Here is a 15,373-nt window from a genome sequence, read left to right on the forward strand (position 1 = left end):
CAAAAAATGGCTTTGACTGCCCAAAGATTTAACCTCAAGTTTTAAAAAAGCTATTTTTAGCTAATTTAATTGCAATATAAAACTGTATTGAAATCAATAGGTAATTTCTTTGATTTGATTTTGCAATAATGTAAACTACTAACAACCTTCAATAACGTGTTGAAAGGCAAATCGGGTAAAGTCCATTTACCTGAATTTACCCGGCAGAATGCATGAAGATAATTTGGGGTTTTCATTAACCAATTCCCTACTCTACCCGTTTATCATCTACTTAATTTTTTACACGACTCAACGAACGTGAATTTAGTAGAAATAGCCCACGATCCAATCGAAACAGCCCGGGCTGCCCGTTTGGTTTATATGAGCGATACCATGCCCGGTATTCGTCGTCAACGCAGCTCCGACCAGTTTGTATACGTCGATGCGCGGGGACATGAAATTGACGACTCTGACACGCTTGCCCGCATTCGTAGCCTAATTCTGCCCCCGGCTTGGGAAAATGTCTGGATCAGTTCGAAAGCAAATGGCCATTTACAGGCTACAGGTATTGACACAAAAAACCGAAAGCAGTACCGCTACCACCCCAAGTGGAATGCCATTCGCAGTCAGACTAAATTCTTCCGGATGGTGGCTTTTGGCGAAGCCCTGCCCCTACTTCGGGAACGTCTGGAAAACGATCTGAAAACACGGGAATTGACCCGCGAAAAAGTTATTGCCATTGCACTGAGCGTTATGGAGCAGACCCTCATTCGGGTAGGCAACGCGGCATACGAAAAAGAGTATGGCTCCTATGGACTGACAACCCTCAAAGACCGGCATGTGAAGCTGGAGGGGCCCGACGTGCGTTTCAGCTTTAAAGGGAAAAAAGGCATCTACCATGATATTACCCTGCACGACAAGCGACTTTCCCGTTTGGTGAAAGCCTGTCGGGATATTCCCGGAAAAGAACTGTTTCAATACTTCGATGAGCAAGGCGAACGCCATGCCATCGACTCCGGCATGGTCAATGCCTATTTACACGAAACTATGGGGGAAGACTTTTCGGCCAAAGATTTTCGTACCTGGGCGGGTACAGTAAATGCGCTTCGGCTCCTGGCCGAACTGGAACCCTGCGAAACGGAGAAGGAGTTAAAGAAAAACGTAAACACGGTTCTGGATGAAGTGTCTCATCGGCTGGGAAACACCCGCACAGTCTGCCGCAAGCACTACGTACATCCACAGATTCTGGAAGCCTACGAGTGTCAGGACCTGAATCCCTACATCAAACAAAAGGCACGCTTCCGGCAAACCAGTCCTTATGGATTGGATGGTATTGAAAAACTATTGCTTAAATTTTTGAAGGACGAAATTAAGTCGGTTGTCAATGACAAGAAAGTTGCCAAGCGTTAGTCGGCTTTACCCGGTCAGCCTTCGTTAGAACAGGATGCTGACCGGCTCTTACTCCCATCGGCACTTATTTGACTGCTTTGACCCAGTTCGTTTTCGAACATTGCTGACAGACAGCCGGGCTATTTCCCTCCTGCAGCGACTCCACTTTACCACAGCCACAGCAGGCATAGTGTCCGGCTGCGGAAATCATGTCTGTTCCTTCTTTCAGCTCTCTGGGCAAAATCGGCAATCCTGGTCGGATGTCTTCTTCCTCAAATTGGAACACACTCAGCTGACCGTTTGGCTCCAGAATGGCGGTTCGTACCTGACCAAGATGTTCGATCCCCGCCACGCGTAAATCGGAGAACAGTTCTTCCAGCCCTAAATCTTCCTGATCAAAATTCTGGACAAGGATACATCCATTTTCTATGACATAAACGGGTTGGCCTTCGAGAACATCACGAACCTTTTTGCTCTTGTCGCTGATGTAGGTCGCCAGTTTGTAGCAACTCATCATCACGATAAAAACAACGACTGCCGACGAAAGGGGCACATCGTCATAGAACATGGGATCGCCCGCAGCGGAGCCTAAACCAATCAGCAAAACAAGTTCATAGATCGATAACTGCCGCACTTCCCGTTTCCCCGAAACGGTCAGAGCCGTTAGCAGGATAATAAACATGAAGGCCGTTCGAAAGGCGACCTCCCCCAGGTAGGTCCAGGGTAGATCGTGAATCAACATGCGGGCCCAATCGAAGGGCTCAACAGGCTCTGGCATTTTGTAGCGCTGAATAGAGAGGTATAGCTACACAACACCATGACCGGCAAACTGTTTTGTATGCGGCCAGTTAGCCGCTACTGACCAAGCTCCTGCGTTATGGTACTACTCAGGCGCAGCAATTCAATTTCGGCCGCTTTGGCGTTGTATTCCGCTTCGATCAACCGGGTTTGTGCGTTGATAGCATTGCGCTGCACGTCCCTGAATTCAACGAAAGTCGAGTTACCGATCCGATAACGGTCGTAAGCAATATCGACGTTTTCGTTGGCAAGTTGATTATTCTGCACCTCCAGGTTCAACAACCGTATGCTGGTCTGGTAAGCCTGGTAGGTTTGTACCAGAGCAAGCTGCAGTTGAATACGCTGATTATTTTCCTGATTCTGGGCGATGATCGTATTGACGCGGGCATTCTGGATCTGCCGTTTCAGGTTGTAGCCGTTAAAAATGGGTATCGTCGCAATGACGTTGTATGTCATGGCACCCGTTCGACCCGTAGCTACCCCAAAGCCGCCCTGATTATCCTGAAACTGATAGTTGTACCCCGTTTGGGCAGTTATCAAAGGCAACTGGGCAGCGTTTGCCAGCCGCACATTTACGTCGGCGAGGGTTCGGTTTAATACGGCCGCTGCGAGCAACGGGTTGTTGGCCGTTAGCGATTGCTGCAGGTTGGGCAAGTCCAGGGTAGGCCGAACAATAATGGTGTCGCGCAGGGAGAACTCTGTCTGCGGGTCACGCACCAGCAAGGTGTTGAGCAGTGTTTTGGCATTTCGAAGCTGCTGCTCCTGGGAGATCAGTGCGGCACTATCGGTATTATAATCGACCTGAGCACTCAAAAAGTCAACTTTCGAGCGGGTACCCACTTCATAGTTGGCCCGCGCCAGTTCAAGTCGCTCGCGCGAAATATCGAGTGCCTGGCTAAAGGCAATGAGCCGCTGGAGTTGACGGACCACATCGTAATAACTGGTGGCCACACTGGCAACGGTCGCTTCGACGTTGGCACGCGTATTAACCGTTCCAATTTTTACCAGTTGCTCCAGCTGATTAAAAATTGAGGAACGGGCATACCCATTAAAAACCGTATAATTTAAGTTAATACCTAAATTAGACGTACGGTTAAAAATCCCTCTGGCTTCCTGAGGAGGCCGAATGTTATCGATGAATGTCTGCCGGAAATATTGTAATCCTCCGCTGGAGTTCCCGTTAAAGGTTAGGGTGGGCAGGTAGCCTGCATTTCCTTTGGTGAAATTGTTTCGGGCAATATCTTCCTGAGAGCGGTTTATCTGAATTTGATAGTTTTTCTCAACTGCCTGAGAAACAGCCTGCGGGAGTGTCAACAGCTCTCCGGTCTGAGGTATGTTCCCTACGTTAAAAGTCCGTTGCTGAGCACGTTGAATAGCATTGGGAGTTTGTTGAGCGAAGGCCGAAAAGGAAATACAGGTAAAAAAGATCCAACTACTGAGCTTCATTGATTTAAGGTTAACTAGGACATTTAGGACAAAAATACAAGAATCTGCGATTAGCTGGCTGGCTTATTAACTTTCTCCTAAATTGCAGCTTTCCCAACCGTCCAATATGTACCGACCCCAACTTCTGTTTTTTGCCTTACTGGCTATCCTTACAGGCTGTTCCACCAGGAAAAAAGCCGATCTGCTCGTCAAAAACGCGGTCATTTACACCGCCGATTCCAGCTTTGCCGTAGCAGATGCCTTTGTTATTAAAGATGGAAAATTTCTGGCCGTCGGCAAAGCCGGTTCCCTCGAAAACGATTACGATGCCGATAGTACAGCCGATCTGAAGGGCCAGCCTGTTTACCCGGGATTTTATGACCCTCACGCCCACTTTCTGGGACTTGGCCAGGTGCTCACCCAGGCTGATCTGGTAGGGTCGACGTCTTACGATGACCTGCTGGACCGCCTGAAGGCTTTTCGCCAGAAACACCCCGATGCCATGTGGTTAACCGGTCGGGGCTGGGACCAGAATGACTGGCCCGAAAAAACCTTCCCTACCAAAGAGAAACTGGATGCCGCCTTCCCCGACGTTCCCGTTGCGTTGATGCGGGTGGATGGGCATGCTCTGTTCGTCAATTCCAAAGCGTTGCGGCTGGCACAGGTAACAGCTGGCTCCAGACTACCCGGCGGGGAGGTTCTTTTAAAGAATGGACAGCCAACGGGCGTTTTGGTAGATAATGCCATGCAGTTGATCAAGCGCGTTATCCCCCAGCCTGACCTGAACGACAAAGCCAGCATGCTGCTCGAAGCGCAAAAGGTTTGTGTGTCGCTGGGGCTGACGACCGTTTCGGACGCCGGCATCAGTCCCGACGAAATTAATCTCATCGACAGCCTTCAAAAAGCCAGCAAACTGAAGATCCGCGATTATGCGATGGTCAGCCTGGGCGAGCCGAATTTGAATTACTTTCTCAAACGTGGCCCTTTCCAGACGGACTGGCTCACCGTTCGTTCGTTTAAACTATATGCCGATGGTGCGTTGGGGTCTCGGGGTGCCTGCCTTCGTCGGCCCTACAGCGACCGCCCCGAAACCGGTGGCTTTCTGCTGCTTGGCCCATCGGAACTGGAACGGGTAACCAAATTGCTTTATGCCTCTAACTTTCAAGCCAATACCCACTGCATCGGCGATTCAGCCAATCACCTCATGCTTGACCTGTATGGAAAACTGTTAAAAGGAAAAAACGACCGTCGCTGGCGTATCGAACACGCGCAGGTCGTATCGGCCGACGATTTCTGGAAGTTTGGTAAATACTCGATTATTCCATCTGTGCAGCCAACCCACGCCACCTCAGATATGTACTGGGCCACCGAACGGCTGGGCCCCATCCGGGTGAAAGGCGCGTATGCCTTTAAGGATCTGATGAAGCAGAATGCAGCCTCCACCGGGGGCCTGATTGCCTTCGGCAGCGACTTCCCCGTCGAAGCCGTCAACCCCCTGTTTGGGTTTCATTCGGCTGTGGCGCGACAGGATGCGAAGAATTTTCCGGCGGGTGGCTACCAAATGGAAAATGCCGTCGATCGTAAATCGGCCCTGCTGGCCATGACACGCTGGGCGGCTTATGCCTGTTTTGAAGATCACCTCCGCGGTAGCATTGCCCCCGGCAAACAGGCCGATTTTGTGATCCTGGACCGCGATATTATGACCGCTCCCAATCCCCAATTACGAGGTATCAAAGTGAAACAGACCTGGATTAACGGTGAGCGGGTATTTTAACTCGCTCACTAATGCTGGTGGTAGGGACGGCGCTCGTCCCTACCACCAGCATTAGTAAACTTCCAGCACCTGATAAATCATTTTGTTGAACGTTACGGTATCATTGGCTTTTCGTCCCGCCAGTGCCGTACCAATGGGCGATGCGGCCGATACAGCGAAGTAATCGACGCCATCAACGGAGAGTTTACCGGCACCGACACTGATAAAGAACAGCCCCCGATTGGTAACGGCCAGACTACCGGGCTGAACGGTCTCGAATGCTTTCTCGATGGTCAGTTGTTTCAGTTCCCGCTCAACCTTGGTGGCCTCAGCCAAAAGCTGAGCATGACGGTCCCGCTCAAGTTGAGCCATGGCTCTCCCCGTTTCGTACTTATCGCCCGCGCTGCTCTTCGACTCAGAATTGGCCGCTTCCTGAGCTTCCTCCATCGCCTGTTTGGCCGTAGTGATACGTTTCTGTACGTAGGCTTCACACAATGCCAGTAAGGCTGCTTTTGTTTGTTGGTGTGTGTTGATCAACTTGATTTGGATTAGTAGGCTTTCCCCTAACGCATAAACCCAAAGAAACGGTTAAAATTCCCCCTCTCCCGGCTCTTTCATTTTCTTTTTGGCCTGATGCAGCCGATAGTTGAACGTCAGATTAATCTGCCGCAAACGTCCCTGAGAGGTGCTTTCAGTGTAAAAGTTAGCGCCCTCCGTAACGGAACGATACCGGCGGGAGTTGAACACGTCAAGCACATTCAACACCAGTGTCCCGTTGTTATTAAGTATATCCTTACTCAATGAGAGATCCAGGGTGGCTATGGCCTGACGGGTTCCCTGCGGTGTTTTCTGGGGGGCTTCATAATTCCCCCGAAGCTGAAAATCGGTGCTTTTTAAGACCGTCAGACGAGACGTCAGCCGGGTGTACCAGCTGTAAGTATCGCTCTGGTAACTTGCGTCGAGGTTACCGCCGTTGGTAATGGCACGGAAGAAATTGACACTACCGTCAAGCTTCCACCATTTGTAGAGAGCGTAAGAGCTTGTGAACTCAGCACCATACGAATCTTCCGTAGCCAGATTTTCCGGGCGGGTCGTAGAATACCCCTGCTCGTCGACCCGGCGAATCCGGATGATTTTACCCGTGGTATGCCGATAGTAAACAGACGAACTCATCGACCCTTTCTCAACGTATTTGATGTGCCCAATTTCAAAGGCATTGGTAAACTCAGGGTTCAGGTCGGGGTTGCCGCTGAAAAAGTTACGGTTGTCGCTAAACGTCATGAACGGGCTCAAATCGTTGTACTGCGGCCGACGAACCCGGCGGCTGTAACTGATTTGCAGGGCATGCTGGCGCGGCAGATCGTAGGTCGCATGAACACTCGGAAACAAATTGGCGTAACTGCGCGGGTTAACATCGTTCGTTTGTTTCAGGGTCGTTGTCACATCGGTCCATTCGGCTCTGAGTCCCATCTGGTACGAGAACTTCCGCACCTTATTGCCCACAATGCCATAAAGTGCGTTGATTTTTTCTTCGTAGAGAAAGTCATTGGTCAACCCCGGCAGCGGAGTCGACGTGTTGTCCGGATTCTGCTGCGTAACGGCATAGTTGTTTGTCATATCCCGTGAACTCAGGCGAAGTCCGCCTTCCAGCTTCCCATCTTTGGCGAACGGCCGAACATAATCGACCTGAACCAGCAGTTGCTTTTCGGTTTCGTCGTTGATCGCCCGTTGCAGGATCGGCGGTATCCCGGATGGTAAATCGTTTGGCAGAAACGTATTCTGGGTAAAAATCTGATCTGACTTCTCCCAGTTATCCAGATACCGCACATCGGCGGTGAGCTCGTGACCTTCCCGGGCAAACGTTTTCCGATAACTGAGGACATATTCCGAATTGGGTTCTGTTTCGGTTTCGTCCTGTGTGCGGTAGGTACGGCTTTTCAGAAGATCATTCGTGTTAGGGCTGTAGTCGAGATACTGAATATCCGAGAAGCGTTTTCCCTTGCTCAGTCGCCAGGTGTACGAAGCGGTCAGAATGCTTTTAGGGCTAAAATAATAGTCAATACCGGCGCGGGCGTTGTTGTTCTGGCCTTTCTGACTGCTCGTTGAATTCTGCCGGTACACAAAAGTTGTGTCGTTGCTATACACTTCCTGATACAGGGAACTCCGGCCGGGCGTGTTCCGGAATGAAGCGGTATAATTGACGAAGAAATTGAGATTTTTCCGCCGGTAGTTAATGTTGGCGGCACCTCCAAAATTCGCCGGATAGCCCGTAATAACGTCGAAGGAGCCATTAAACCCTTCCTTTCGCTCTTTCTTTAGAACGATGTTAATGATGCCACCCATTCCTTCTGCCTCGTAACGAGCCGATGGGTTGGTGATCACTTCTACCCGTTCGACCATACTTCCCTGCAACTGCTGCAACCCGCTCCCCCCTTTAAAACTTACCAAACCAGATGGTTTTCCATCAATCAGAATCCGAACACTGTTACTTCCGCGAAGGCTCACATTACCTTCCCCATCGACCGCCACCGACGGTATGTTTTTCAAAATATCCGACGCCGTTCCGCCTGCATTGGCCAGGTCTTTCCCAACATTGAAGATGCGTTTGTCGAGGGCTAACTCCATCTGGCTCTTCTCTCCCACCACCACAACTTCGTCCAGCCGTTTGGCATTGGCCGCCAGCACCAGCGTACCCAGTTGCTGATCCTGTCCATTTATTGTGAACGATGGTATGATCAATTGCCGATAGGCTACGGCACTAATCTTTAGGTAGTAGCGGCCGGGCCGGGCCTGTACCGCAAAAACACCGGCTTCGTCGGCCACGACGCCCGTGACCAGCACCGAGTCGGCGGTGCGATGCAGCGCAACCGTCGTGAAAGGAACGGGGACTTTTTTATCATCGACCAGCGTACCCCTCACCCATGCAGGACTGGATCCGGCCGTTTGCGCTAACATCCGGAAAGGGCCTAAAAAAAGAGAAAAAAGAAGAACGTTTGTAAAAGTTCGCAGCATAGTTGAGCACTGAAATTGACACATAACCCGGATCACAGATAGACGCAGAGTAAATTCTCCATACTACGTAAAGGAAACAATTCAGACCATCTACCAACTACTTTACCGTTTTATTTAATTATATATGATAGAAGTTTAAATTGTCATATTCTCCCCGGCACAATCCACAAAACCTGCTGGTTTGTAACGGCTTCGGTCTTATTAAAATACAAAACCTTACCCTTGGTTTGATCAAACCTGTGTTCTACACCAGGAAAAGTAACCCATGGTTTTCCCTTTATTTTTTACAACAAAATCTGGTATTGATTACTTTTGCAAAGGCTCCCGGTAACGTTTGCATTAAAAAAAGTCAAAATTCCCTTCTTTTTATCCGTTATTATTAGGAAGCTTGTATAAATGATCAGCGATTTAAAATCCATACAAGCGTCGCCGTCCTCAAAAAAATACATAAAACACCATGAAGTATGATTGCTAAACTCACCTCTTCGGGAAACGGTCGTCGTCCAGTCTATGGCGATCTTGTTGATGTTTACTGCAACTCGCTTTCACCCGTTTATAAACTTCAGTTCAACCCAAAAGACAAAACGCCTAAGTATAAGCAGATTGTCCAATCCGTGATCACGGATATTGAGCGAGGGGTTTTGAAAAATAATGAGCAGCTTCCATCCATTAGTGAGTTAAGCGTCGAGTACTACCTGGCCCGCGATACCGTCGAAAAAGCTTACCGCGAACTTCGCGAGCGCGGCTACATCACCTCGGTTCAGGGTAAAGGGTATTATGTGCAGACCAACACGACGACAAAACTTAAAATACTGCTGGTTTTTAATAAGCTTAGCTCCTACAAGAAAATAATCTATTACGCATTCCTGAAAGCCCTTGGTGATAAAGCAACGGTCGATCTCCAGATTCATCATTACAATGCGCGTCACTTTCAGGAGATCATTGAGAAGAACCTGGGCAAGTACAATTATTACGTGGTGATGCCCCACTTCACGCAAGACCTCGACAAAGCCGACTACTTAAAAGTACTGGAGTCCATTCCGACCAATGAGCTGGTTCTGCTCGACAAGGATGTTTCGGAGCTGGCGGGCTCTCCCCTGAGTGTTTATCAGAACTTTGACAAGGACATTTGTGAAGCGCTGGAGAACGCGCAGGATCTGCTAAACAAGTATAGTCGCATGGTGCTGATCCTTCCGAGCGATGGCAATTACCCATCTGAAATTGCCCACGGTTTCCGGTCATTCTGCATTAACTACCGCAAGGAGTTCAGCATCAAAGAGAACGCCATTCACGAGAGTCTGCAGCCAGGCACAGCCTATGTGGTGGTCGAAGAAACCGATTTATCGGAACTCGTCAAAAAAGGTCGCCAGTCCTCCTATGAACTCGGTCATGAGATCGGCATCATTTCGTTCAATGAAACGACGCTTAAGGAACTGCTGAATATAACGGTCATTACCACCGATTTTGAAGCCATGGGCTACACGGCTGCTTCCTTGTTGCTGGACAATAAGCGCATAAAAGTAAAAAACCCCTTCTACATGATCCGCCGGGGGTCACTGTAGTTTAATGGAGTGTCTGTTTGGCGGATCTTAAGTGAATTTAGGAGTGGATTGGCGGTTATAAATAGATCTAAAAAAAGGGGAACCTGGTTTTAAGTCTATTTATTACCGCCAATCCGCTCATTACAGCCAATCCCCTTACTTCTTTTTCACCGGTATGGCGGCTGTCATGGTCATTTCAACACTGGACCCAAACACGAGCTTGGCCGCTCCAATGGTGGCGCGGGCCGGGTAGGCACCTTCCTTAAAATACGTCTTGTAAACGGCGTTCATCTTTGGAAAATCGTCCATGTTCGTCAGGTAAACCGTTACGTTGACGACATCATCGAGCGAAGCGCCGGCATCTTCCAGTATAATTTTGATATTCTCAATGGTCCGGGCCGTTTCGGCCTCCAGACCTCCTTCGACCAGCTTATTCGTTTTCGGGTCCGTTCCTACCTGACCCGATACAAACACGAAACCGTTACTGATAACCCCCGGACTAAACGGATAGGGCGTTGCGGGCGCTACCCGGGCTTTTACGATCTGCTTATGCTGACCGGACACAGAAAGGCTCACACCGACAGCAAGGAAACAAAGGAGAAGATACTTCATAGTTAAGTGATTAAACAGGTTGTTATATAAATTAAGTACGCTCTTTACTTTGACAAAAACGCCCGCAACACCGTGTTGTACTCGTCTTTTGCATTTAAATACGGAAAATGACCTTTTGCATGAAACGTGTGCACCTGGGCCGTTTTGTAATATTGTTTCAACGCTGTGCGAAGTTCGGCTGGAACGAGGGGATCATTATCCGATTCCAGAATGAGCACCGGGATTTTGGTTTGAGTACCGTCCATCGGCACAAACTTATCGACGACACACTGGTAGCGAGCCAGAAACTGCGCCTTCGACATACGCCCATACGTGTTTTCAAGGAGTTGCGCCCCGGCAAGCGGGTTGTTTTCAGAAGCGGGAATGACGACGTCGGTCAGATTTTGGCGCAGCCCACCCATGACCAACCATTCGGGTAACCAGGCTGCCACGGCCACTTTGCCTTTATTTTTTTCTTCCAGTACATCGTTCTTTGGAAAGGTATTGCCAAGAACCGCCTTCGTAACCCGCTGGGGATAGGTTGCGGCCAGATACTGAGTCAGGTAACCACCCAGCGAACTTCCCACCACGATCGTTGAATCGACCTTTTCCTGGTCGAGAATCGCCATTATTCCTTTCCCAAGGGCGGTGAGATTGTCGACGGGTGGGTAAGTAACACTGATGACCCGATACTCGGGGCTGAATTCGTTCATCTGCTGCCACCAAAAGTCATATCCGCCCGTCATGCCGTGCAGAAACAGAATCGTTTGGGGCCCTTTTCCCAGCGCTATATACGTCCAGTCGTAGCCTTGGGTGTTTATGGTAGAAATGGGCAGTTTGCGAAAAGCGGCCAGGCCGTTAACAGGCGCTTTATCCGTTCCGGTATATAGGTCGAGCGCGTCTTTTTTAGGAACGGGATACAGGTAAGCGGCAGCAATTAAGAAAACAGGCAGTAGCCAGAGAAACCGTTTTTTCATGGTAGGTTCAGGAAGGTAAGACAAGGTACGTGGGTAAAAATAAACACTTTAGTGTAAACCAAACGGATTTCGGGAATTCTTACCTTTTTTGTTTCGGTAAAGTCATGCTGTAAGTTTTCTAAACCTTGCAGCGCCGATGTAGTAATACAAAAGTTAACCCCAATCAAGCAAAGATCATGGTAAAACGCATCCTCTTACTCAGTATCGCCTGCTTTAGCGGGTACTTTTGCCAAGCGCAGGCTACACAACCCACCCAGGCATCATCGGACAGTATCATGATCACAATTTTCCTGAAGCATCAACAGGACAAAAGCCTTAAGCAGATTCAGGAAATACAAAATCAAAACAAGTTTCTGGAGAATTTTCCACCCAAAGAAGCCCGGGTTATTTCGTGGTACGTCATGATGGGCATTGGGCAGGTCGTTACGGTGCGCATCCCGGCAAAAAATTTGCGAACCCTTAATCTGATTATCGAAAATGGAGCCTGGGGTGCCTACAACACCGAATTTTACCCCACCTACGACTTTGTACCGGTCTGGCAAAATGCCATAAAGGGTAAGAAATGAAGGATAATTTTGTATGGATTACCGGAGTAGTTATCATCGGTGCCTCCATTTGAAACGGGGCACCGATGACAACAGTCTCTTCCGTCGGAGCGAGCGCCCTTGCTTCTAGCAGTCCCCAAGCAAAACGAATACGCATCAGGGTAAAGCTATCTCAGCCACTCCAAATGTTGACTCCCTGATCAGTTTGACCTCAACAAAGACAGGCTTTCACAAAGCGAGTTCGTTAGTCCATACCACGGATTTCGACTCCTCCACTTACCGAGTCAGCCGGTAAATGAACAGGGCGGTGCGCTGGATCAGCGAGGGATATTCCTTCAGGTTCATGGTTTCTTCGATGCTGTGAGCCCCCTTGCCTGAGGCACCCAACCCATCCAGGCACGGCATGTACTGGGCGACAAACGATACATCGCCGGCACCACGGGCTCCAGGATCAAAGGCGCTTACAGGCCCAAACCCCATGTCGCGGCTGAGTTTATCCAGTTGTTTCCGCAATTCGTCATTAGCCGCCGAGGGCTCCATACCCGGAATCCCATCGGAGAAGGAGATAGTGGCTTTGGTTAAGGGGAGGCTTTTATCGACGATCTCCCGCATTTTGGCGCGGGCATTCTCTTTCTGGGTCTCCGTCAGAAAACGCAGATCACCTTTTACCAGCGCCGTTCCGGCAACGATGTTGGTCTTACCAATAGTTTCGGCTTTCGCCGTTTTATCATCGTAATGAACTTCGGAACCACCCACAATTAAGCCGGGATTGAATGTCAGGTACTGCTCCTGCCCGAGCGTTCTACGAAACTCGTTCAGAATCCGAACGGCTTCATAAATGGCTCCATATCCCAGATCACTAAAAACCCTTGACGAGTGACCCGTGCGGGCTTTTACGTTGAGCGTCCAGCTACTCGCCCCCCGCCGACCAGTGGTTACGCTGCTTAATCCCTGTGCCGTTTCAAACGCCAGGGCGAGATCACATTTACGGGCTCGTTCAATAAAGTCTACCCGACTGGCCGCTCCACCCCCACTCTCTTCGTCGCCCGTAAAGTAGACGGTGATAGATGTATCGTCGAGCAGTTTCTGGGTATGTAGAGCTTTCAGTGCGGCAATGATCAACACATCGCCCCCTTTCATGTCGTTCACGCCCTGTCCCGTGGCGGTCGAGTCATTGATTCGCGTGAAGGGCTCCATGGGTAAACTCTTTTCGAATACCGTATCCAGGTGACCGATCAGGAAGAGTTTCTTTCCTTTTTTACCCTGTCGGGTCGCAACCAGATGCCCGGCCCGGTTGAGTGAATCGGGCAGCGTAACCCATTCCGTTTTAAAGCCCAGTTTATCGAGCTCTTCGGCCATTAATTTCCCGACGGTTCGCACGCCCTCGATGTTGAGCGAGCCGCTGTTGATGTTAACAACTTTTTCCAGAAACGCTTCGGTTTCGGGCATTTGCTTTTTGACGGTCGCCACTACGCTGGCTTCAGGTTTTGACAGGGATTGGGCCGAGACGCCGGAACTGGCAATAAGGAGTAGTATGATGAGTTTTTTCATATTCAGGCTTTAACAGGCTACCGGGCTAAAATACGGAAAGTTACCTGCCAACCATTGATTCGATCGATTATGTCCAACTTATCCTTCATTCTGCGCAACTACGGACTAAAATGAAGCCGGTTATCCGCTACGTCCAAATACTATTCTGCTATTCTTCCTATCTTCGGTCGAAAATGCACCGTTTGTCGGTTTACCGGCCTCATTCATCACTTCTTCCAATTCCAAATGAAACAGATTTTCCTTGTACTGCTTATGAGTTGCCTGACTCTGACAGGCACACTCGCCCAAAAAACCACCACCGAAAAACCACAACCCAAAGAAGACAAACCTGCGTCGCTCTCCCGCACCCTTAACCTCGACGCACAGGTAGTAACCAACGGGCAGGTAACGATCAAAGGCCAGCGCGTTCCCTACAAAGCCACGGCGGGTACCATTCCCGTTTGGGATGAAGAAGGCAAACCCGTTGCCGGGGTGTTCTTCACCTATTTCGAGCGGTCCGATGTGGCCGACCGCACCTCCCGTCCGTTGGTCATCTCCTTCAACGGCGGCCCCGGAACGGCATCTGTCTGGATGATGATCGGCTATACGGGTCCCCGTATTTTGAAGGTCGATGATGAAGGCTACCCCGTTCAGCCCTACGGCATCAAAGACAACCCCAATTCCATTCTGGACGTCGCCGACATTGTGTACGTCGACCCCGTAAACACCGGTTTTTCGCGCCCGGCCAACAAGGACGTGCCAGCCCCAAAGCTGTTCTTTGGCGTCAACGCCGACATTAAGTACCTGGCCGACTGGATCAATACGTTCGTGAGTCGCTACAACCGCTGGTCATCACCCAAGTACCTGATTGGCGAAAGTTACGGCACCACCCGCGTATCGGGGCTGGCACTGGAATTACAGAATGCGCACTGGATGTACTTGAACGGCGTCATCCTGGTATCGCCCACCGATCTGGGCATCGAGCGGGATGGCCCGGCCAAAGGTGTGCTGAAACTACCCTATTTTGCCGCTACCGCCTGGTACCACAAAGCGTTACCTGCCGATCTGCAAAAGAAAGACCTGATCGACGTACTGCCCGAAGTGGAGAAATTCACAATTCAGGAATACCTTCCTGCGCTGGCACTGGGTGGTTCACTCCCCGATCAGAAGCGCAAAGAGATAGCCGCCAAAGTAGCGCGGTATTCGGGTTTGTCGGAAACGGTGGTTATGCAGCAGAATCTGGACGTACCCACCAATTTCTTCTGGAAAGAACTGCTCCGCGACAAAAGCCAGACCGTTGGGCGACTGGACTCACGGTACCTGGGTCTGGATAGTAAAGATGCGGGTATCGCTCCCGATTATAATTCAGAGCTGACTTCGTGGCTGCACTCGTTTACACCGGCTATCAACATGTTCATGCGCGAAGAGTTGAATTATAAGACCGACCTGAAATATTATATGTTCGGTCCAACCTTCCCATGGGATAACAGCAACAACAAAACCGGCGAAAACCTGCGGCAGGCGATGGCCCAGAACCCGTATCTGCATCTGTTGGTACAGTCGGGCTATTATGACGGTGCCTGCGATTATTTCAATGCCAAATACAACATGTGGCAGATGGACGCCAGTGGCAAGCTCAAAGACCGTATGGAATGGGAAGGCTACCGCAGTGGGCACATGATGTACCTTCGCAAAGAAGACCTTGCCACCAGCAACGAACACCTCCGCAAGTTTATCCAGAAGAGCACACCTAAAAACAGCGAACCGGCCAAATATTCAGGAAGTCGGTAGTGGGCTAATTGGTTGAGGGCACGGGCATATGCCCGTGCCTTT

The 15,373-nt window shown here is 49.9% G+C and carries 12 protein-coding genes; 5 read left to right on the forward strand and 7 right to left on the reverse strand.

The annotated features are described in order from the left end of the window. Positions 1 to 297 precede the first annotated feature (297 nt). A complete protein-coding gene (locus ACYVK4_RS16650; protein ID WP_461128648.1) occupies positions 298 to 1,389 on the forward strand; it encodes a DNA topoisomerase IB in 1,092 nt (363 codons plus the stop codon). Between the two features lie 64 nt (positions 1,390 to 1,453). Here the strand turns inward: ACYVK4_RS16650 and ACYVK4_RS16655 are convergent, their stop codons facing one another. Together ACYVK4_RS16655 and ACYVK4_RS16660 are read right to left on the reverse strand one after the other, a co-directional pair. Then, positions 1,454 to 2,146, reverse strand: coding sequence for a DUF421 domain-containing protein (locus ACYVK4_RS16655; protein WP_461128649.1), 693 nt, complete (start codon positions 2,144 to 2,146; stop codon positions 1,454 to 1,456). Positions 2,147 to 2,223: 77 nt separating this feature from the next. Beyond that, the gene (locus ACYVK4_RS16660; RefSeq protein ID WP_461128650.1) at positions 2,224 to 3,612 is read right to left on the reverse strand and encodes a TolC family protein; all 1,389 of its coding nucleotides are present in this window, start codon (positions 3,610 to 3,612) and stop codon (positions 2,224 to 2,226) included. A gap of 106 nt (positions 3,613 to 3,718) precedes the next feature. On the opposite strand from ACYVK4_RS16660, the gene ACYVK4_RS16665 reads away from it, so the two are divergent. After that, on the forward strand, positions 3,719 to 5,365 hold the full coding sequence (locus ACYVK4_RS16665) for an amidohydrolase (protein WP_461128651.1): 1,647 nt from the start codon (positions 3,719 to 3,721) through the stop codon (positions 5,363 to 5,365). Between the two features lie 51 nt (positions 5,366 to 5,416). On the opposite strand, the gene ACYVK4_RS16670 is transcribed toward ACYVK4_RS16665, so the two are convergent. Continuing rightward, a complete protein-coding gene (locus tag ACYVK4_RS16670; RefSeq protein ID WP_461128652.1) occupies positions 5,417 to 5,881 on the reverse strand; it encodes a 3-oxoacyl-ACP synthase in 465 nt (154 codons plus the stop codon). A 51-nt stretch (positions 5,882 to 5,932) separates the two neighbouring features. Continuing rightward, entirely contained in the window at positions 5,933 to 8,299 is a 2,367-nt protein-coding gene (locus ACYVK4_RS16675; RefSeq protein ID WP_461128653.1) for a TonB-dependent receptor domain-containing protein, read from the reverse strand. Between the two features lie 521 nt (positions 8,300 to 8,820). On the opposite strand from ACYVK4_RS16675, the gene ACYVK4_RS16680 reads away from it, so the two are divergent. Beyond that, positions 8,821 to 9,918, forward strand: a complete 1,098-nt coding sequence (locus ACYVK4_RS16680) for a GntR family transcriptional regulator (protein ID WP_461128654.1) — start codon at positions 8,821 to 8,823, stop codon at positions 9,916 to 9,918. Between the two features lie 135 nt (positions 9,919 to 10,053). On the opposite strand, the gene ACYVK4_RS16685 is transcribed toward ACYVK4_RS16680, so the two are convergent. Both ACYVK4_RS16685 and ACYVK4_RS16690 read right to left on the reverse strand, forming a co-directional pair. Further along, complete coding sequence (locus ACYVK4_RS16685; protein WP_461128655.1) at positions 10,054 to 10,509, reverse strand: RidA family protein; 456 nt, start codon at positions 10,507 to 10,509, stop codon at positions 10,054 to 10,056. A 44-nt stretch (positions 10,510 to 10,553) separates the two neighbouring features. Further along, positions 10,554 to 11,465 carry an alpha/beta fold hydrolase gene (locus tag ACYVK4_RS16690; protein WP_461128656.1) on the reverse strand — a complete coding sequence of 304 codons (912 nt, stop codon included), beginning with the start codon at positions 11,463 to 11,465 and terminating at the stop codon, positions 10,554 to 10,556. Between the two features lie 176 nt (positions 11,466 to 11,641). Here ACYVK4_RS16690 and ACYVK4_RS16695 point away from each other — a divergent pair, with 176 nt between their 5' ends. After that, the gene (locus ACYVK4_RS16695; RefSeq protein ID WP_461128657.1) at positions 11,642 to 12,031 is read left to right on the forward strand and encodes a hypothetical protein; all 390 of its coding nucleotides are present in this window, start codon (positions 11,642 to 11,644) and stop codon (positions 12,029 to 12,031) included. Positions 12,032 to 12,286: 255 nt separating this feature from the next. Here ACYVK4_RS16695 and ACYVK4_RS16700 read toward each other — a convergent pair whose 3' ends face one another. Then, positions 12,287 to 13,561: a M20/M25/M40 family metallo-hydrolase gene (locus ACYVK4_RS16700; RefSeq protein WP_461128658.1), complete on the reverse strand. Its 1,275-nt coding sequence runs from the start codon at positions 13,559 to 13,561 to the stop codon at positions 12,287 to 12,289. Between the two features lie 225 nt (positions 13,562 to 13,786). Between ACYVK4_RS16700 and ACYVK4_RS16705 the strand changes: the two genes are divergently transcribed. Beyond that, positions 13,787 to 15,331 (forward strand): S10 family peptidase, encoded by a 1,545-nt coding sequence (locus tag ACYVK4_RS16705; RefSeq protein ID WP_461128659.1) that lies wholly within the window; start codon positions 13,787 to 13,789, stop codon positions 15,329 to 15,331. The last annotated feature ends 42 nt before the right edge of the window (positions 15,332 to 15,373 follow it).

The organism is Spirosoma aerophilum, from assembly GCF_054782495.1.